We start from the raw sequence: 18,512 nt of genomic DNA on the forward strand, positions 1-18,512 counted from the left end.
TGTCGATCTTTCCATCGAAGAGTAATCGATATGAGCCCGCTCATCGCAGCGAACAGGACTGGTTCGAAGGCGACATATGCTCGTGCAAGACCACCCGAACGATAGGAATCCCATGAGCCGCACGTACGTCATCGATTCGATCCCCGGCGACGGCATTGGCGTCGATGTCACCGACGTGGCGATGCAGTGCGTCGATGCCGTCGCTACCCTGCACGGCTTCTCTGTCCAGTGGCGGGTACGCGACTGGAACAGCGACCTCTACCGCAAGACCGGCCGCATGATGCCAGTCGACGGTATCGAGCAGCTCAGCAGTGGCGACGCCGTCTACCTGGGCGCTGTCGGAACACCGGACGTGCCCGACGACGTCACACTTTGGGGACTCCTCATTCCCATCCGTCGCGAGTTCGACCAGTACATCAACCTCCGCCCCATGCGGCTGCTGCCCGGCGTCGTCGGCGCGATGCCCGGCATCGAGGACCTGGACATCGTGGTGGTGCGCGAGAACGTCGAGGGCGAGTACTCGCAGATCGGCGGTCGGTTCGGTTCGGGGACGGATGGGGAGTTCGCGGTGCAGGAGAGCGTGTTCACGAGAAAGGGCGTTGCCCGTGCTGCGCGCTACGCCGCGAAGGCCGCCGTCGAACGTGGCGGGCAACTGGTCTCGGCAACTAAGTCCAACGGCATCATCCACACCATGCCTTTCTGGGATGAAGTGGTGGCGGAGACCGTGAAGGAGTTCCCCGGCGTCGTCGTTGAAAAGGTGCTCATTGACGCGCTAGCGGCGCGGCTGGTGATGAAGCCGACGAGCATCCGGACCATCGTCGCGTCGAACCTGTTCGGCGACATCCTCTCGGATCTCGTGGCGGGCATCGCCGGGTCGATCGGGATTGCTCCGAGCGCCAATCTGAACCCCGAGCGCAAGCATCCGTCGATGTTCGAGCCCGTACACGGATCGGCTCCCGATATCGCGGGTAAGGGGATCGCCAACCCGGTCGGCGCACTGTGGGCGGCGGCAATGATGCTCGACCACCTAGGAGAGGAGGCCGCTGCCAAGTCGCTGACGAACGCGTTCGAGTCTGCGCTCGCCGACGGGATTGCGACGCCGGACCTGAAGGGATCGGCTACTACAGCCTCGTTCGCTACGGAGGTGCTGTCCCGGCTGGAGTAGCCTCCGACGTCGTCGTTTTCCATAGCCAAGCGGCCTACCTCGGTCAGAACCGCCGCCGAAACGCCGTCGGCCCACCTTCACATATGGAAGGTGGGCCGACGGCGAGCCTGAGGTTGAAGGCTACCGGTTATCGACGAGGTTGGCCTTGTCGACCTTGCGGTGGAAACGCATACCTGCCAGACCACCGAGGATCGCACCGATGAGGGCGACAACCGCTGCAATGATCGCGGAGATGATGCCCGTTGTGGTCATGTTCTCCGCGTTGGGGATCTGCGGGAAGCTGTTGACCTGGGCGAGAAGGTTGAACTGCGCGCCGGCGATGGCACCGAGGATGCCGACGATGACCGCAATGACGATCGCCCATACCCACACTGCAATACCCTGCTTCATACCGTTGAACCGAGCCATCCGGCCGGCAACATAACCGCCGCAGTAGTAGGCGATGAGCAGAATCACGAGCAGGATGATTGCCCCGATGATGCCGGCGCCCTGCGGATCCTGCGTGGCTTCAGATGCCACATCGGTGTTGGTTACGTTGCCGATGACTGCGCCAAGCGCCGTGGCCAGGGCGGTGAGCAGAACAGCTGTACCGGTTGCGGTGAGCCAGCCGAAGAAGGCCGAGCCGATCTTGACGCCGCCGAACTCTTCCTTCTCGCGTTCCAGCAGGTGATCCCGCTGGTCCTTGTCGACGTCATGGCGCCGGGTGTGGTCGGGATCGTTGTCGTCTGAGCCGCTGTGGGCGGATCCTGCGCTGGTGCTCATGGTCTCTCCTGAAATCTGTATTTGGTGCGAATGATGATCAGCGAAGGCTTGTTAGCGGCGGTCGCTGTCGACGCCGTCGGTATCGATTTGTTCCTTGCGGACTTCCTCGTTGACGGTCTGCTGTTCGGTGACGGTTTCCTTGTCCAGACGGACCCGCTCGACCGGTACGGCTTCCTTCTCAATGACGGGGCGCTCCTCATGGAGGGTGACCTCGTGTTCTTCTTCGCTGATGGCGGGGCCGTCGAAGGCTTCGCCGCGGTTGGCGTCGGTGATCGGTTCGCGCTCGATGCGTACCTCTTCACGCTGGACCGGGACGGTCTTGGTGACGTTCTCCGTGACGACAAACTTGCGCAGTCGCGCACGGCCGGCTTCGCGGCGCTCAGTACCAACGTGGAGCTGCTCTTCCGAGCGGGTCATCGCATCATCGGTGGTCGGGCCTGAGGTGTCATGGCCGACGGAAGCGCGGTCAGAGTCATCAGCACCGGTGGTCCTGTGGGCGTCGGAATCCCCGGTGGTTCCCGTGGTGTCCTCGCCGGTCGCGTAGCCGTTGGTCGAGATGCCGTAGTAACGGTAGAGCTCGGCTTCTTCCTGCTCGCTCAGGTGGCCATCAGGGGCAACGTTGGGAGCATCCTTGATCTTGTTCTTGGAGTATCCGACGCGAACGTCGTTGCCTTCGAGGGCTGCCCCTTCGAGCGGCGCGAAGGACTCGTTCGAGCCGAAGAGCCCGGTATTGATGGTGACCCAGCTCGGGTTTCCGGTGTGATCGTCGACGTAGACCTGTCCTACGGAGCCGATCTTGCCGCCGTCGTTATCAAGAACCTTGCCGCCGGACTCGAGGATCTGCGAAATGTTGTCCTGAGAAATCATGGTGTTCTCCTTCATAGTGGAACCACAAACCGCCGAGAAAGGAAGCATGCTTATTACTAGGTTACCGTACGAACTAGCCGTCGTCTTCCGAGGTGCGGTCCGACCGTGAGGTGAATGCTGACGAAAGCTGCAGATCGAGCGAGGGAACCGGCGTCGTCGGCTTTAGACAGCACGGTGATAAAGTCGGTACAAAGTAATGCCGTCCCCATCGCTGATGCAGCGCAGGTTCACGGCCAAGCAGGGCGTTCCCGCCACGAAGCACCTTACCGCCGGTATTTGAGCTCCGGGTTTGCCGCCCGTCCAAGAGATCGGATCCCATGACCAGGACTTCACGCCACTCCTCACCACGAGCAGGCCAGACACCACCGCGGCTGGATAAGGGTGCCATGCGCATCGTCGCGCTGGGCGGTCTGGAGGAGATCGGCCGCAATATGACCGTCTTCGAATTCGGCGGCAAGCTGCTGATTGTCGACTGCGGTGTCCTCTTCCCTGAGGAGCACCACCCGGGCGTGGACCTGATCCTGCCCGACTTCTCCTACCTGCGTGATCGCCTCGATGACATCGTCGGCCTGGTGCTGACGCACGGGCACGAGGACCACATCGGCGCCGTGCCGTACCTGCTGCGTGAACGCGCGGACATCCCCATCATCTCGGCGAAGCTGACGCTGGCGTTCATCAAGACCAAGCTGCAGGAACACCGGATCACCGCCAAGACCGTGCAGGTCAAGGAGGGGGACCGGAAGAAGTTCGGGCCGTTCGACCTCGAGTTCCTGGCCGTCAACCACTCCATCCCGGACGGGCTGGCCGTTGCCATCCGCACCAGCGCAGGGCTGGTCCTGGCCACCGGTGACTTCAAGATGGACCAGTTCCCGCTGGACGGCCGTATCACCGACCTCGCCGGATTCGCACGCCTCGGGGAGGAGGGCGTGGACCTGTTCCTGCCGGACTCCACCAACGCCGACGTTCCCGGCTTCCAGATCTCCGAACAGGACCTGGCGCCGGCCATCGACGAGGTGTTCCGCACCGCACCGCGCCGGATCATCGTTTCCAGCTTCGCGAGCCACATCCACCGCATCCAGCAGGTCATCGACGCGGCGCACCTGTACGGGCGGAAGGTGGCCTTTGTGGGCCGCTCGATGGTGCGGAACATGAAGACCGCACGCGAACTGGGGTACCTGAACATTCCGCGCGGGCTGCTGGTGGACTTCAAGGAACTCGACAAGATGGCGCCCACCAAGGCCGTCCTGATCTGCACCGGCTCGCAGGGTGAACCGATGGCGGCGCTGGCTCGCATGGCAAGCCAGGACCACATGATCGATCTGGCCCAGGGCGACACCGTGTTGCTGGCCAGCTCGCTGATCCCGGGCAATGAAACCTCGATCTACCGGCTCATCAATGACCTGACCAAGCTCGGCGCCAACGTGGTGCACAAGGGCAATGCGAAGGTCCACGTGTCCGGCCACGCCAGCGCCGGCGAGCTGGTCTACTGCTACAACCTCGTGCGTCCCCGCAACGTGATGCCGGTCCACGGCGAGTACCGCCACCTGAAGGCGAATGCGGAGCTGGCTGTGCGGACCGGTGTGAACCCGAAGCAGGCTCTCATTGTCGAGGACGGCACCACGATCGACCTGAAGGACGGCGTGGCTCGCGTCTCCGGCAAGGTCACCGCGGACTATGTGTACGTCGAGAATATGGTGGCCGGTGCCGCGACCGAGGAGTCGCTGCAGGACCGCATCCGCCTGGCCGAGGACGGCGCGCTGACAGTGCTGGCCATCGTCAACCCGGACACCGGAAAGCTGGAGGAGGATCCGGAGTTCTTCCCGGTCGGCTGGGCCCCGAAGGACGGCGAGCTGGACAAGGCAACCGACATCGTGGAGAAAACGCTCGCCCAACTAAAGGGCGAGAAGACCGGCCCCGACGCGGAGCGCGCCATCGCCGAGGGTCTGGTCCGTTGGTCTGACCGGTCACTGCGGCGCAAGCCCGTGGTGACGGTCATCATCGTCGACGCGTAGGCGCTACTTTCGATCAAGTATCCGCGAGAGGAGCTTCCTTACCTATTGGTAAGGAAGCTCCTCTTGAGTAAGATTGACGCATGACTCTCGCGAAGGTAACCAGTAAGGGCCAGGTCACCATACCGCTCGAGATCCGACAGAAACTCGGCCTTGAGGCGGGCTCCAGAATCGATTTCATTCTCACCGGAGAGGGCCGCGTAGTCGTCGAACCTGTTCATTCGTCGGTCAAGTCACTTGAAGGCGTATTCCACAATGCCGGCCGCAAGCCGGTTTCTCTGGCCGAGATGCAGGACGCCATCGAGGAAGAGGCGGGACGCGCTGGGCATGCACGTCCGGAACCCGGTGCAACTACGTGATCGGCGTGGACACTAATGTCCTGGTCAGGTATCTGATCAAGGATCATCCCGAACAATCCACTGCGGCGTCTGCGCTCTTTGGATCCTTCTCGCCGAAGTCGCCCGGCTATCTCAGCGCAACAGTTTTGGTGGAGACGTTCTGGGTACTCAAGCGCGTCTACAAAGTGAGTTATGCAGAGATCGCCGACGTACTCCTGAACCTCGCCTCGTCAGAAGAAGTTGTAGTGGAGCACTCTGATGTCGTCCGTCAGGCAGCCCGCAAAGCTGCTGAAGGCTATGACTTCGCAGATGCTTTGATTGCCCTCAACGGGCGTGAGCGAGGCTGCGACTACACCGCTACGTTCGACACACAGGCGGCCACCCTGAAGGGAATGAAGCTGCTCAAGTGAGCGGTAGGGCACCAACTCGACCTGGAACGGCACGTGCACGCCGCCGTCGTTCGTTGCCATGTCCCTGGCCGCCGGTCAACTGCCGGAATACGTTCGTGAAGGCTGGGGCCAAGATGGCATCATCGAAAGATGAGCCCGAAAAGCCGTACACGCAAGCCCAAGTCCGCGGCCAGGAACAAGAACCGCAGGACCGGCCCGCCCAGCAACCCCATCGCGGACGTCTACCGCACCGTGGCTCCGCTATTTGCAGTGGAGGCGGATCATACGTCTTCCCTGCACAGTGAGCTGATTGCGTCGGAGCTGTACTCCGTCATGCATGAAACCACGAATCTTGGTCCTGGAATCGATGCCGAGATGTTCGGCGACTGGGTGCGGTACGTCGAACGACAGCGGGATGCCGCAGCTGCCGCTATGCTATGGGCGCTTGCGCAAGTGGCTGATCCACCCGCTGACGCCGAAGCCGCCGCGGCCGCTCAGCGCCTGATGGACGCAGACGTAGCGCCGCCGGCATGGCTTGCGCCCCTGCGAAAGCTTGAGGCCACGGAAGCGTGGATGCTGACGGATGTTTTCGGTGACTCCATCGAGCTGGTGATCGAGTTCCGCACCGGACGGCGCAAGCACGGAATGGCCATGACGATCGACACCAACCACATGGGCGGTTACGCCACCAGCCTGACGTTCGACGAAAGCGCGCGCAAGCTTGTCAAGGACCGGGAACGGTTCGCCGGGCATATGGACGGCCTGATGCAGATTGAGACTGCATCGCTGACCGAGGTGCGGGCCCTGGGCATCGCTGCGATTGACGCCACCGACATCACCAGCGATCCTGACCTGGCGGCGGAGTATGCAGCGAGCCGTTCGCTGGCACTGAGCCGGCTGCGTGCGCTGCCGGGTAACGACGTCGTCGACCTCGCCGACCGCCGCATCCCCGTCGAAGCCGACGTACTGTCCCAGGCCGAGGAGATCGGGGCGGAGAACGAACGGCTGGCCGCCGAGTTCCTGGCGGATCTGCAGAAGGACCCGACCGACCACGCGGTCCGAGACTTCGATGAGGAGTTCGCGCGGCTCGCCGAGCTTGCGATCATGTACGGACGCAATTACGACGACGGCCGCCTCCTCCGCGTCAGCCCTCCGAAAATCAGCAGCTTCACCGGCTGGTTCCTGCCGCGCAAGGTGACGCTCGATGACGAGGAGCGAGAGGCGCTTCCGCTGTTCCTTGAGTCGTGGATTGCCTGGTGTGGGAAGCGTCAGCAGCTTCCGGCGCTGGCGATTGAACTGGTGCAGCATGCAGCAGCGACCACCCTCGATTCCGTGGCCGATCTGATTGAGGACGGCGAGGAGCTCACGTCACCGAGCATGGCGTTTCTCGAAGGCTTGGATATGGACACGATGGAGGAAGTGCAGGATGCCATCGGGCGCCGGCAGCTTGCCATGCCCTACTTCGGCACGCGGATCGGTGCGGAAGATTACCCGCAGCTGAACGCCAATAGGGCGGATGAGCTGCGGCTCCTGGTGCTCGGCGAGCTGAAGGAACTCCATGGTGTGGGGAAGAAGGAGTATCCCCGGAGCGGTGAACCGGATGGCTCGCCCGTCTGGGACGCCGCGCTGCGCGAGCTCGTGATTTCGCAGTTGTGGCACAACGACCCGCCGCAGGTCTGGGAAGCAGCCGTGCGGTTGCAGTCGAAGAGCCTGAACCGGTTGGAGATCCTCGCTCAGCTTCAGGGAGCGCTGTCCGGGCATATCGACGCTGCCAGGCTCCGGCCCCTGACCGACGGAGCCGGTTCCGACGCAGTGCATGCCGTAGGCTACGTCGCGTCGCTGTCAGCTCTCGGTGCGAGCAAGGGGCGGGGCGGACACCTTCGTCCTGTCTAATTCCATCTCGGTTTTACTCGCCGCCGCCGTCCGCAAAGCCCGCGTCGAAGGATCCGGCGAAGTCCGCCTCCGGGGCGGGGTCCGCGACACCCGTATAGGTCTGGCCGGAGTCCCCCGCGCGCAAGGCGGCTGGATCACTGTAGGGGGAGGCGTCGTCGTCGGCTGTCAGAAACGCGAGCACCGCACTGGGTGCAATAGCGGCAGCAGCGACCGCGCCCGGAATGCGCAGGGCCGGGTCTTCCGATTCGGGCACCAGCTCAACCTGGAACGGTACGTGCCCGCCGTCGTCGTTGATTGCCAGGTTCTTGACTGCCATGGTGCCCTCCAACGCTGAGCCGGTGTGTACCTCTGATCGTCCTCGTTTCGCCGGCCATGTCAACGCCTGTTCACCCGAATCAGGGCACGGCGTTCCCAAAGTGTCACCGGTCACGGGTAGCCTGCTGTCACCGCATTACGACAGGGAGTTGGTTTCACGTGTTCCACACTTTCAACAGAGGGCCTCGCCGTGCCATCACGGCCGTCGCGCTCAGCTGCGTCGCAGCATTGACGCTCGCACCGGCAGCAACCGCCGCACCCGGCGACACCGAGGGTTCCACCATCCAGGGTTCCAACGGAAAGACGGCCACCATCACGGTGATGGGCACCAGTGATCTCCACGGCTACATTGAGAACTGGGACTACTTCACCAACGCAGAGTACGACGACGCCGCCTCCAACGATGTTGGCCTCGCCAAGATTTCCAGCCTGGTCAAGCAGGTCCGTGCGGATCGCGGAGAGGAGTCCACCCTCCTCATCGACAACGGTGACACCATCCAGGGCACCGCACTGACGGACTACTACGCCAACGTCGAACCCATCAACGAGACCGGCGAGCTGCACCCGATGGCCGCGGCCATGAACGCCCTGGATTACGACGCCACAACGCTGGGCAACCATGAGTTCAACTACGGGCTGCCGCTGCTGCGCGCCTATGAGGAGCAGCTCGACTTCCCGCTCCTCGGCGCCAACGTGAAGGACTGGGAGACCGGCGAGGACGGCTTCACTCCGTACGTCATCGAGACGGTCAAACTCAAGGGGCAGAAGCCGATCCGGGTAGGCATTCTCGGCCTCACCACGCCGGGCAGCGCCATCTGGGACAAGAACAACGTTGAGGGCGAACTGCGTTTCCTCGACATGGTTGAGCAGGCTGAAAAATACGTTCCCGAGATGAGGGCAGCCGGCGCCGACGTCGTTGTTGTCAGTTCCCACTCCGGGCCGTCGGGCACCTCGTCGTACGGCGGAGACCTGCCGGTCGAGAACGCTTCGACGCTGATTGCGGAGGAAGTGCCGGGGATCGACGCCATTCTGGCCGGCCACGAGCACCGTGAGATCGCCGAGCGTTTCATTACCAACGAAGAGACCGGCGAGCAGGTGCTCCTCACCGAGCCCAAGCAGTGGGGCCAGCGGCTGTCCGTCATGGACTTCGAGCTGGTCAAGGTCCGCGGGCAGTGGGACGTTGTTTCTGCGAACGCGGAACTGCTGAATGCGAACACCGTTCCTGCTGATCCGGAGATTTCGGCGCTGGTGGCGGACCAGCACCAGCAGGTTGTCGACTACGTGAACACAGCAATCGGTACCGCTGCGGAGACCATGTCGGCAGCTGAGTCCCGGTATAAGGACACAGCCGTCATGGACTTCGTGAACAAGGTGCAGGCTGACGCCGTGGACCGGGCACTGGAGGGAACCGCCAACGCGGACCTTCCGGTGCTGTCCATCGTTGCTCCGTTCAACCGGGCAGCCGTCATCCCTGAGGGCCCCGTGACCATCCGGGATATGGCCGGGCTGTACGTCTTCCCGAACACGCTCTTCGGTGTCGAGATGACGGGCGTGCAGATCAAGGATTACCTCGAGTACTCGGCGAAGTACTTCAACCAGACCGCACCCGGCGCTCCGGTTGATCCCGCAACGCTGACCAACGCCGGCGGCACTCCGGACTACAACTACGACATGATGTCCGGTGTCTCCTACAGCATCGACATCAGCAAGCCCGTGGGGGAGCGCATCGTCAACCTGAGCTACAACGGCGCACCGATCGATCCCGCTCAGCGTTTCGCTGTGGCGACGAACAACTACCGGCAGTCCGGCGGCGGCAACTTCCCGCATATCGCCACGGCTCCGGTGCTCGTGAACCAGCAGACGGAGATCCGCCAGCTGCTCATCGACTACCTGATCGCCCAGGGCACCATCGACCCGGCGAACTTCTTCGAGGAGAACTGGCAGCTCACCCGCGAAGGCGAGCCCGTCTTCAACTAGCACGACGGCGGTACCCGGCAGCGGCATCAGGGGTATTGATACGGCAGGACGCGGACCGAACGGTCCGCGTCCTGCCCCGTCACTGCTTCAAATCAACCATCTGCAGCCTCGATTCAACTCGCGTACTGACGGGCAAGGCTTCTTAATCCTGGTACCAAATGGACGGGTTCAGAAGCGCACCACCTCGTAGGCGCTCGCGGTCCACCTCGCTCAGAGCTACGGCGTCCGCGGCTTCACGCCACCCGGTCTTCACAACTGAAACCGTGTGCTCGATAATCGCACGCGCTTCCAGCCGGTCAAGCAGGTAGACGGGGGCCGCCTTTTCGCAGACCTCCAACCTGGAACGCTTGTCCCCGTCGCGGCCAATGGCGAGAGCGTGAGTCACCTCGCCGCCTGACCGGGGCTGGGGACACAGATCGTAGGCCGGAGTAAGCGTTAGTGCGTTACCGTCCCAGAAAGCGGCGTGATTCCGGGCGTGATCATCGGTATTGCCGATAACGACGTTGAAAACGATCCTGCGAAACAGCTCGTGCAAAGTGGCTCTCGCGTCGGTGAACCGCTCCCGGATCTGGTCGGCGAGGTCCGGATAGGTGCAGTAATGACCGGTCATGGGTTGTTCGCCAAGAATGGTGAGCGCAGAAACCAGCATTTTCCTTTCCCCGTTTTCTCCTCGGTCGAAGCGCTCAACGAGGAGAACATCGCGCCCGTGTACTGATTCGATCCGCGTGGGTGCCACATTGATCCCCACGTCAGAGGCGAGTTTCATTGCCAGGGCCTCCGCCTTGATCACCGGGTAATTGTCCGTCTTGCTTGAGAATTTGGCGATCAAGCGTGTGCCTGTCGCGGCGTCGTCAAGCAGGGCTTTGGGACGGGCGCCACCGATAGACGTTCCACGGAAAATCGCCTCCTCCAAAGCAGGAGGAAGCCTTTCCCCTGCTTCTATCCGGTCGCTGGCAGAGAGGAGGTCGCTGAGGTCTGCCTGGTGATCGTAAGTTCGTGCCACGTATTCGGTGGGGGACCGTTGGAAATCGAGCGCCCCGATTCTGTCTGATCCCGATTCGAGAAGGTAACTGAGGAACGGCAAATCATCCGTATCGCTCTGCGGGCGAAGGTGTCCGTAATGCTTCGCCAGGATCACGCGTCTTCCCCAGTAATCAGGGCCGGCATCCTGAATGCAGCCGTGCGCTTCCCAGCTCGGGTGTGGACGCTGAGTGCCGCGTATCAATGGCAGCTCCGGAAGGTAAAGCGGCAAGCTATCTTCTCGCTCCACATAGCTGCGCCCATAGGTGAATGAGTGGGACCGCGCAGTCTCATCAATCCGTCCAGCGACGACTGGGTCCTGTGTCCCCGGTAGCCATACCCAGACATAGGCCTTAGAAGTCATCGTCGAACTCCGTCTTTGGCTGGTGTACCCGTTGAGGGAGGATAGCGAGCCGCTCCTCCAGCATTTGGCGGGCTGCAGGGTCCGAAGCACCGACCAGCGGAATGCCGAGGAGGCCTGCGACCTCGAACACGGTTCCGATTGCCGCTTTGGGCGATCCCTTCTCGATGGACAGGAGGGTGGTGGGCGAAACCCCGGCCCTCTCAGCCAAGGCCGCCTGCGTCCATCCTCGACGCCGGCGTTCCACTGTTATCTGCTGCCCCAGCGTAGAAAGAGCACTTAGGGTACGTGGGGCGTAAGTGCGGGATATCTTCATGAGAGGAGCCTCGACTGTACTTTATTGGTTCTTAATCGATCTTAGCTACAATACATTGGTGAAAAGTAGTCGGGTCAGCGCGTAGCTCCACTCGATGCGTTCCTGTTCCAGCCGAACGTTCCCCTGGCGCTTCAGCTCCGCCATGACGTGCTGCTCGGCAGGCAGGAGATGGCTGAACGTTCCAGTGGATGGAACAGGCTCCTTCACCCAGAGATCGCGGTAGGCCTCAAGGGTCTCAATGTCCATCAGGACAGTGGACACGTTGGAGCAAGCAGATCGGATTCGGTTCAGAATTCCAAAGCCGTGGGAATCAAGATCGCCCCAATACACAACCCGGCCATCCCGAACCCACGGAATACGCTCCAACCGGTCCACCGCGTATCCAGCACCGTGAAGGACCACCGCGCCGGGAACCGGCGGCATCGCGATCACCGACTCAAGGTTTTCGAACACGAAAACGGTGTGCGGCTGAATGTTCAAGGCAGCCAGCTCTGACACCGGTGCCGCTACATCCACCAGACCGCCGGGACTCAGATCGGGATCCAGGAACCGCATCCGCACCAGCACCGGCGGAGCGCCCAGCCCGAGGGACTCCCTGCCCGTCAGCGCTGCGAACAGCTTTTCCACCAGGCTGCGGTGGGTCGAGACCCATTTGGTGTCGACGCCGCGCACAGGAAGCTGCCGGATATAGAGCCCCGATTGCGGATTCGCTTCCAGCCATTGAAGCACCAGGAACAACCGGTCGAAGTCGGCGTCATCAAGCTCCGCAATCCGACGTGCACTGCGCCTCACCGCTTCAGCCAGCGTGCCGCCGTCGAACGTCGACAGCAGTGCCTGGACTCGCGCGCTCAGGCGCGACCAATGCTGCCCCTTCCGCGCGAACCGTGCCACATCGACGGCACCACTGAGGCGCAGCCGGTGCGGAACCTGCTGCGTTCCGAGGCTCGCCCAGCGGCGCGGCGCCCACACCACCGCGTCCCCCAGTCCGGCGTCGCGCCAGGATTTCACCCAGGCGATCGCCGCACCTTGGTTCGCGAGGGCTGCCTGTTCGGTGGGAGGATGCAGCGGAAATTCGACGACGACGTCGGCACCACCACCTACCGCCCACTCACCGAAATTTCGCTCATACTTGCCGGCCGCGGTAGCGCGTGCCTGTTCGACGCCGATCCACGGCTTCGCGGCCGGCATCAGGCGAGACCTCGGCCCCGAAACTCTAGGCGTCCTCGAGGCATCAAGCGTCTGTCTCCGGCGCCGACTCATCAGTGGCGCCCTGCAGTTTGCCGTCGCCGACTGAAACCACCCCTATCCGTGAGTCGCGGAAGTCCCGACACACCACCAGCGCTATGCCGCCCACGTAATCCTCGAGAGTCTGCAGCAGCTTTAGCGGTGTGGCCAGAACCATGTGGAAGCCGAACTCGAGGAACACGTTCATGGCCATCCGTGTGAACGCGCTGTCTGCCTTATCGAAAGCCTCGTCGAGGATGACCGTGCCGTAACCGGGGATGTCGTCCTCATCCTCAGCCAGCTGGTACCGCAGTGCAGCGGCCAGGCAGAAGATCACCAGTTTCTGCCGCTGGCCACCGGAGAGCCCGGCGCTCGAATCGTGAATATTGACCGTGGTGCCGGCCTCATCCAGCTCAACCCCGGTGAAACGGACATGCTGCCGGGTGTCCAGGACCTGCCGCTGCCAGGTGCGGTCCCCGGCTTCGCTGGAGGATAGGCGCGTCATGAGGCGGTTCATCACATCGAACTTTTGCTCTGCGGCCTCGCGGCTTTCCTCGGCCCAGGACCCGGCGGAGATGGTCTGGAGATCCTGCATGAACTTGGTCTTCGCCTCGGAATTGTTGTCCTTGACCATGATCTTGAGATACCGGCCCTGGTCAAAAGGGGAGCGGCGCAGGGATTGGTTCACCGGGTCGATTCGCTCCCGGATCTGCCCGGGCGCGCGGCGGATTTCGTTGGCCAGTTGACCGACATTCCGTTGCGCCTGACTTTCCAGCAGGTCGAAGAACTTCTGCTCGAACTCCGGCAGCCGGTCGGCACGAAGTTTTCCCAGGATGTCGAGGAAGCCGCCACGGTCGGTGATCTCTGCGGTGAGATCGCCCGCAACAGCCCGCCACGACGAAATGAAGGAAAACTCGATCGCCACGATGGACTGCTCCGCCGCCTGCACCGAACCGCGGGCAGCGTTCTCCTCCTCGGTGAGCGCGCCGCTGACCTTCAGTGCGACACCGTCGATTTCAGCATGCGTAATACTCCGGCGGATGCTGTGGAAGCGCTGTTCGAGCTCGGCTGCGTCTGCGTCCCCCACCGGTGTTCGCACTTCCGATGTGAGCTCACTGATGATCCGATCCAGTTCCTTCAGACGGCTGTGCTCATCAGCGACAAGCGTCCGCTTGACCGTCTCGTGTTCCTTTGCCGCCGCTAACCGCTCGCGGGTATCCTGCTGCGCCTTTTCCGCAAGCCGGATGTCGCTACTGGCCGCGCGCAGGGTGTCCAGGCGCTGCAACTGCATTCGCCGGGCACTCTCAGCGGCCGGCACATCGAGATCTTCCCAACTGCGGTGCTGCAGGGACTCCAGCGCGCGGACGCGTTCGACGGCGGCGTCGCGCATCCGCTCTGCCCTCGCCACTTCGGCGGCCGCCGCTTCAAGGCCTCGGGTTGCCTCTTTGAGCAGGCCGAGAAGGTGCTCAACCTTTGCCTCATTATCGAAGCCGAGGATCCAGAATTCTCGGTCGTCGAGTCGGTGGCGGTCGTCTTTCTCATACCGGCTGCGGGACCGTTTAACCTGCCCTGCCAGCGTGACGCCCTTCTCCAGCGGTTTGAGCTCCGCCGGGTCCTCAACGCATTCGTAGTCATACAAGCGGGAGAGCTGACTATTCACCCAGGCCGCCATTGGGCCCTCACGGACCTCGAGTTTGTGGATGAGGGAGCGGCCCGACCGCGTGGTGCGCGGCGCTTCCACGCGCGTACCCACTACTTCCACGACCAGCCGCGTGCCCAGATCCATGCCGTTCATGGCCTTGGAAACGGCAGCTTCATGGACGGCCGGCACCAGCATGATGGTTGCCAGCGGGCGGAGCACACGTTCCAGTGCGCCGGTCCAGGCAGAGTCACCGGAGCGGACCTGCAGGAGCTCGGCAACAAAGGGCAGGCTCGACGACGGCAATCCGGTGGCGTCCGAGATGCGCTGCCGTGCCTGAAGATTGCGCCGGTCCATGTTCGAGGACTGCTGGCGCAGGGCACGGATGTCCCCGGTAAGGGACTCCCGGCGGCGGGCAAGGTCGGTGCGTTTGCCGCGGAGCTCATCCAACTGCTGGTCGCCCTTCGACCTTGCAGCATCCAGCTCGGTGCGCTCTTTCTCAGCAGTGGCGCGGAGTTCCTCGAACTCCTGCAGGGAAGCTGGAAAGGTGATGCCCACCGAGCTGAGGTCCTGCTCCAGGTCAGCCCGCCGCCGTCGTACTTCCTGTTCTTTTGCTTCAGCGAGGCTGAGCCATTCGCGTTGTTGTGCGAGTGCCTGGCCGCCGCTGTTCTCAACCTGCGCGCGGGCCAGCCCGTGGGCCTGGTCTGCTTCCTCGACGGCAGCGGCCGCCGTGGTGAGCTCGGCCTCCGCGATTTTCAGCCGATGCTGCGCTGTTTCCTGCTCCTGCTCAGCTAGACGGAGTTTCCACGCGTCCTTGAAAGGCTCAAGGGAATGCCGCAGCCGGGCCGCGTGCTCGATGACCCCTGTTCCTTCCTCGTATTGGCGGCACAGGGGAACGAGGGGCTCAAGGTGTTCGACCTGCCGCCGGGCATCCACCACCAGGCGGTGTGCTTCGGCGAGCTCGGAGAACTGCTCAACGGCCGTCTTGGCGAGCCGGAACGTGGAAGGTTCGTCGAGCATGAAGTTGCGGAAGAGCTCGTCGAGGTTGCCCAGGCTCTTGGCGGACTGGGTCTTGTGCAGGAGCAGTAGCGCGTTGTCGCTGGCAATACCCAGCAGGCTGCGGAATTTGCGGGAGAAGCTCGAGTGCTGGTCGGTGACCGTGGCGGCATCGGGCCAGTTTGCCTTGATCCGCCGTGGCTCCAGGCCATTACGGGCGTAGACCTCGAAGTCCGGAAGCGAGACGTCCTCCTGCAGCACGAGGTGCAGCTCGCTCACCTCGGATGGGGAGTTGCTGCCGCGTTTGAGGTGGTAAAGCTTAACCAGGACCACCGGGTGCTGGCTGCGGCCATCGCGGTAACGGAGGAGGATGCCGCTCCAGGTGGCACCCGGGCGCAGGTGGTCGCTGGCCACCTCTCCGGTAACCTCATCAGCCTGACGACGCCAGGCGCCACGGATGTAGCTGACAATCGAGCGGTCTTCGCCCCGGCTGGAGACGTCCTGCGCGGCCGCGTTGAACCTCAGCCACTTCCGCGGAGTCAGCACGGCGGCGATTCCGTCCAGCAGGGAAGACTTGCCGGACCCGGAGTGACCTGTGATGAGGAACCCTTCGCGCGCCACGTCCACCGTGTGGTGGCCCTGGAACGTTCCCCAGTTCACCAGTTCCACACCGTCCAGGCGCCACTGCCCGGGGAGGGTGCCGCCTTCAACAGGGGCAGCCTCGGGAATGGCGCGGTCGTCGAATTCGAGGCCGGGCAGGGTGTCGGTGCTCATGCTTTGCTTTCCTCCGCGCTCAGCTCAGTGTCCGCCCTCGTCTCAGTGTCCTCGCTCGTCTCGGTGTCCTCGCCGGCCTCGGCTGCGTCCTCGGACATGCCCCGCGCTGCGAGCCTGCGGTACTCGGCCTGGACCGCGGCGATCTCATCGGCTCCGAAGATCAGGCGCAGCACGGGAGAGACCTCGAAGCGGTCCTCGGTGCTGGTGGTCGCCAGGATGCCGTAGGTGACCATCTTCTGCCAGGAGGAGTTGATCCGCTTGGCGAATCCTGCCGGGTCCGAGTCCGTGGCTCCGCGGTAGACCTGCAACTGGTCTGATACCTCGTCCTTGCCGACGATCACGCGTTCGCGGCCGTCGCTGTGGAGCAGTTGCTGGCGGAGGTGCAGCAGCATCGCGGTGTCCATGAAGGTCAGGGGATGGCTGCGCATGACTTTCGGTGCATCCGTGTCCGGGACCCGGACGTTGCGGGCGAACGCAAGCTGGCTTTCGACGTCGACCACCAACTCCAGATACGCATCCGCGAGGCGGGACCGGATCTCCGGTTCGTCATTCAGCAGGGCAGCCCAGAGGTGGCCGTGACGTTCCGCTGACAGGAACGGCCCGCGCAGCAGTTGCACCAGCGCGCGGCGGGACGGGTCCCGAAGGGTACCGGTGTCGCCGTCCCACAGTGCGGTGTTGTCCGGCCGGTGTTCCGGGCCCGCGTCCGCGCTGTTGTCCAGGCTGGCTTCGGTGGACGTGGTCATGACACCTTCCGGGTGAAGAGATAGGAGGGAACCACGCCGTGCCGGGCGACTCCCTGGGACGATTTCCAGCTCACCGGCTCCTCGCCGCCGAGTTCCCGCCCCTGATTCTCGGCCAGAACCAGCAGACCGACGACACTGGCCACTCCCTGCGTGGCCGGGTGTGCGTCCAGTATTTCAGAAATGGTGACGGCGCCGCGTCGCTCCAGGACGTCATTGACGTTGGAGATGAGTTCCTTCATGTCGATTTCCGACGCCCGGGCCAGCTCGCGCAGCTCCCGGAGATCCACCGGTGCGGCATCCTGTGTCCGAAGGCTGGCCACCGTCTCTGAATCCGCGGGGTTGTGCAGAGCAAAGGCGGCAACCGTGCCGAGCTGGACTGAGGTGAGATCCAGGTCCAGACCCGTTTGTTGCCACACCTTGACGCTGCTGCTGACCTCGACGCCCTCCTTCAGGGTTGCCCGAAGCAGGGAGTTGATTTTCCTGTCCTGCTCGAGTTCCTGACTCTGAACGAAGCGGCGGAGGCTGCGGGAGAGGTGAGTCATGACGTCATGGACTTCTCCGCTGAGATCCTGCAGCGTGGGGAGCATGCGGCGCAGGAAGCGTGTCTGGCGCGGTGTCAGCTGGCCGGCGAAGTCCCGGTCCAGTACTCGGCCGACCGATTCCTCGAACCCGGTGCTTTGCTCCGGGTCCAGGATCAGGGAGAAGAAGCCGTTGAAGCTGCGGCCGGCGTCGGACTCGGAGAGGTGATCCACACCGCGGAAGATGTCCTCGAGAACCGTTCCCCGCGAACCCTCCTGACTGATAAGGCGCTCCCGTAGTTGCCGGTTGATAGATTCCAGCTCACCGCGGACCCGGGCGAAGTCGCTGGGCAGCTCATCCCCGAGCAGCAGCAGTTCGGTGGCCCGTTCCAGCGCGCGGTCGGCGCTGAGGACCTCGAAGTCACCGGCCTGGACCCGTTCGATCTCCGCGCTGAGGCGGTCCTGCTCCGCGCGCAGGGCTTCCAGCCGTGAGGCGGAACTCGGATCCGTGTCCCGGGCGAGCTGCCGCAGCGAGGCAAAAATGCTGGACAGGCGTGATTCCGTCACCGCTTGGCGGGGTTCGGCAAGCTGGGTGACAAACTGAATGGCCATGAGCGCGCCGGGCGAGAGCTCGAAGGTCTCACCACGGGCTTCTTCTGCGACGCGGCGAATCAGGATGCCCTCGTTGCGCCACTCCGAGCAGTACGCCTGTGCGGTCTGCGGGAGCTCAAAGCCATGGTCACGCAGTCCCTGTAGATCGGAGTCGATCAGCTCGAAAAGCTCCGGCGCAGGACGCCGTCTTTCCTCACCACCGAGATGCGTTCCCAAAAGCGCGACGGCGGCGCCCGCGTTCCGTCCGCGCAACAGGGACCAGGCAGGACTTTCCTTGGCCAGGCGGTCGGTTGCGTATGCAGTGCTGAGCGTGCTCACGTCGTCAAAGGTACAACCCGGCGCCGACAAAACGCAGTTCGCGAGTCAGGGCCGTGGCGTTGCGATGAGGTGAGCTGAGATGAGGTCGCTGGACTGCTCATTTGTGATGCTTCCACGGTACTGGAGCGATACCTCCTACCTCATGAACTCTCTGGACAGGCATCTGTCCACGGTACCGGCGACGGTCACGGTCCAGCAGGCTTAGCCTGAATCCACCGGTGGGGTTGAGCGCCACTCGGCGTTTTAAACGGGAAATGCCCGTCTGATCAGGAAAAA

15 protein-coding genes are annotated in these 18,512 nt (G+C 63.2%); 6 read left to right on the plus strand and 9 right to left on the minus strand.

Features of this window, described 5'->3' with window-relative positions; translation table 11 throughout:
• The first annotated feature begins 112 nt into the window (after window positions 1-112).
• Window positions 113-1,165 (plus strand): tartrate dehydrogenase, encoded by a 1,053-nt coding sequence (locus Q0877_RS11600; RefSeq protein ID WP_299167934.1) that lies wholly within the window; start codon window positions 113-115, stop codon window positions 1,163-1,165.
• A 120-nt stretch (window positions 1,166-1,285) separates the two neighbouring features.
• On the opposite strand, the gene Q0877_RS11605 is transcribed toward Q0877_RS11600, so the two are convergent.
• Window positions 1,286-1,927 carry a hypothetical protein gene (locus tag Q0877_RS11605; RefSeq protein ID WP_299167936.1) on the minus strand — a complete coding sequence of 214 codons (642 nt, stop codon included), beginning with the start codon at window positions 1,925-1,927 and terminating at the stop codon, window positions 1,286-1,288.
• Between the two features lie 51 nt (window positions 1,928-1,978).
• Entirely contained in the window at window positions 1,979-2,794 is an 816-nt protein-coding gene (locus tag Q0877_RS11610; protein WP_299167938.1) for a YsnF/AvaK domain-containing protein, read from the minus strand.
• Window positions 2,795-3,180: 386 nt separating this feature from the next.
• On the opposite strand from Q0877_RS11610, the gene Q0877_RS11615 reads away from it, so the two are divergent.
• From Q0877_RS11615 to Q0877_RS11630, 4 genes are all read left to right on the plus strand, one after another.
• Window positions 3,181-4,806 (plus strand): ribonuclease J, encoded by a 1,626-nt coding sequence (locus tag Q0877_RS11615; RefSeq protein WP_299167978.1) that lies wholly within the window; start codon window positions 3,181-3,183, stop codon window positions 4,804-4,806.
• An 80-nt stretch (window positions 4,807-4,886) separates the two neighbouring features.
• Window positions 4,887-5,162, plus strand: coding sequence for an AbrB/MazE/SpoVT family DNA-binding domain-containing protein (locus tag Q0877_RS11620; protein ID WP_299167940.1), 276 nt, complete (start codon window positions 4,887-4,889; stop codon window positions 5,160-5,162).
• Between the two features lie 5 nt (window positions 5,163-5,167).
• Window positions 5,168-5,551 carry a PIN domain-containing protein gene (locus Q0877_RS11625; RefSeq protein ID WP_299167941.1) on the plus strand — a complete coding sequence of 128 codons (384 nt, stop codon included), beginning with the start codon at window positions 5,168-5,170 and terminating at the stop codon, window positions 5,549-5,551.
• Between the two features lie 129 nt (window positions 5,552-5,680).
• Window positions 5,681-7,423 carry a hypothetical protein gene (locus Q0877_RS11630; RefSeq protein WP_299167943.1) on the plus strand — a complete coding sequence of 581 codons (1,743 nt, stop codon included), beginning with the start codon at window positions 5,681-5,683 and terminating at the stop codon, window positions 7,421-7,423.
• Window positions 7,424-7,436: 13 nt separating this feature from the next.
• Here the strand turns inward: Q0877_RS11630 and Q0877_RS11635 are convergent, their stop codons facing one another.
• The gene (locus Q0877_RS11635) at window positions 7,437-7,739 is read right to left on the minus strand and encodes a hypothetical protein (RefSeq protein WP_299167946.1); all 303 of its coding nucleotides are present in this window, start codon (window positions 7,737-7,739) and stop codon (window positions 7,437-7,439) included.
• Window positions 7,740-7,897: 158 nt separating this feature from the next.
• Between Q0877_RS11635 and Q0877_RS11640 the strand changes: the two genes are divergently transcribed.
• Window positions 7,898-9,715 carry a bifunctional UDP-sugar hydrolase/5'-nucleotidase gene (locus tag Q0877_RS11640; RefSeq protein WP_299167949.1) on the plus strand — a complete coding sequence of 606 codons (1,818 nt, stop codon included), beginning with the start codon at window positions 7,898-7,900 and terminating at the stop codon, window positions 9,713-9,715.
• Between the two features lie 142 nt (window positions 9,716-9,857).
• Here the strand turns inward: Q0877_RS11640 and Q0877_RS11645 are convergent, their stop codons facing one another.
• Genes Q0877_RS11645 through Q0877_RS11670 form a run of 6 tightly spaced genes read right to left on the minus strand, consistent with a single transcriptional unit; the run spans window position 9,858 to window position 18,236 of the window.
• On the minus strand, window positions 9,858-11,099 hold the full coding sequence (locus Q0877_RS11645; protein WP_299167952.1) for a type II toxin-antitoxin system HipA family toxin: 1,242 nt from the start codon (window positions 11,097-11,099) through the stop codon (window positions 9,858-9,860).
• A complete protein-coding gene (locus Q0877_RS11650) occupies window positions 11,089-11,412 on the minus strand; it encodes a helix-turn-helix transcriptional regulator (protein ID WP_299167955.1) in 324 nt (107 codons plus the stop codon). The genes Q0877_RS11645 and Q0877_RS11650 overlap by 11 nt, the downstream gene beginning before the upstream one ends.
• A gap of 45 nt (window positions 11,413-11,457) precedes the next feature.
• Window positions 11,458-12,600, minus strand: a complete 1,143-nt coding sequence (locus Q0877_RS11655) for a Wadjet anti-phage system protein JetD domain-containing protein (protein ID WP_299167958.1) — start codon at window positions 12,598-12,600, stop codon at window positions 11,458-11,460.
• A 43-nt stretch (window positions 12,601-12,643) separates the two neighbouring features.
• A complete protein-coding gene (locus Q0877_RS11660) occupies window positions 12,644-16,045 on the minus strand; it encodes an ATP-binding protein (protein WP_299167960.1) in 3,402 nt (1,133 codons plus the stop codon).
• Window positions 16,042-16,788: a DUF4194 domain-containing protein gene (locus Q0877_RS11665; protein WP_299167963.1), complete on the minus strand. Its 747-nt coding sequence runs from the start codon at window positions 16,786-16,788 to the stop codon at window positions 16,042-16,044. Before Q0877_RS11665 ends, Q0877_RS11660 begins: the two co-directional genes overlap by 4 nt.
• Window positions 16,785-18,236, minus strand: a complete 1,452-nt coding sequence (locus Q0877_RS11670) for a DUF3375 domain-containing protein (RefSeq protein ID WP_299167966.1) — start codon at window positions 18,234-18,236, stop codon at window positions 16,785-16,787. Before Q0877_RS11670 ends, Q0877_RS11665 begins: the two co-directional genes overlap by 4 nt.
• Window positions 18,237-18,512: the final 276 nt, after the last annotated feature.

Source organism: uncultured Arthrobacter sp. (genome assembly GCF_947495145.1).
Lineage (GTDB): Bacteria > Actinomycetota > Actinomycetes > Actinomycetales > Micrococcaceae > Arthrobacter_D.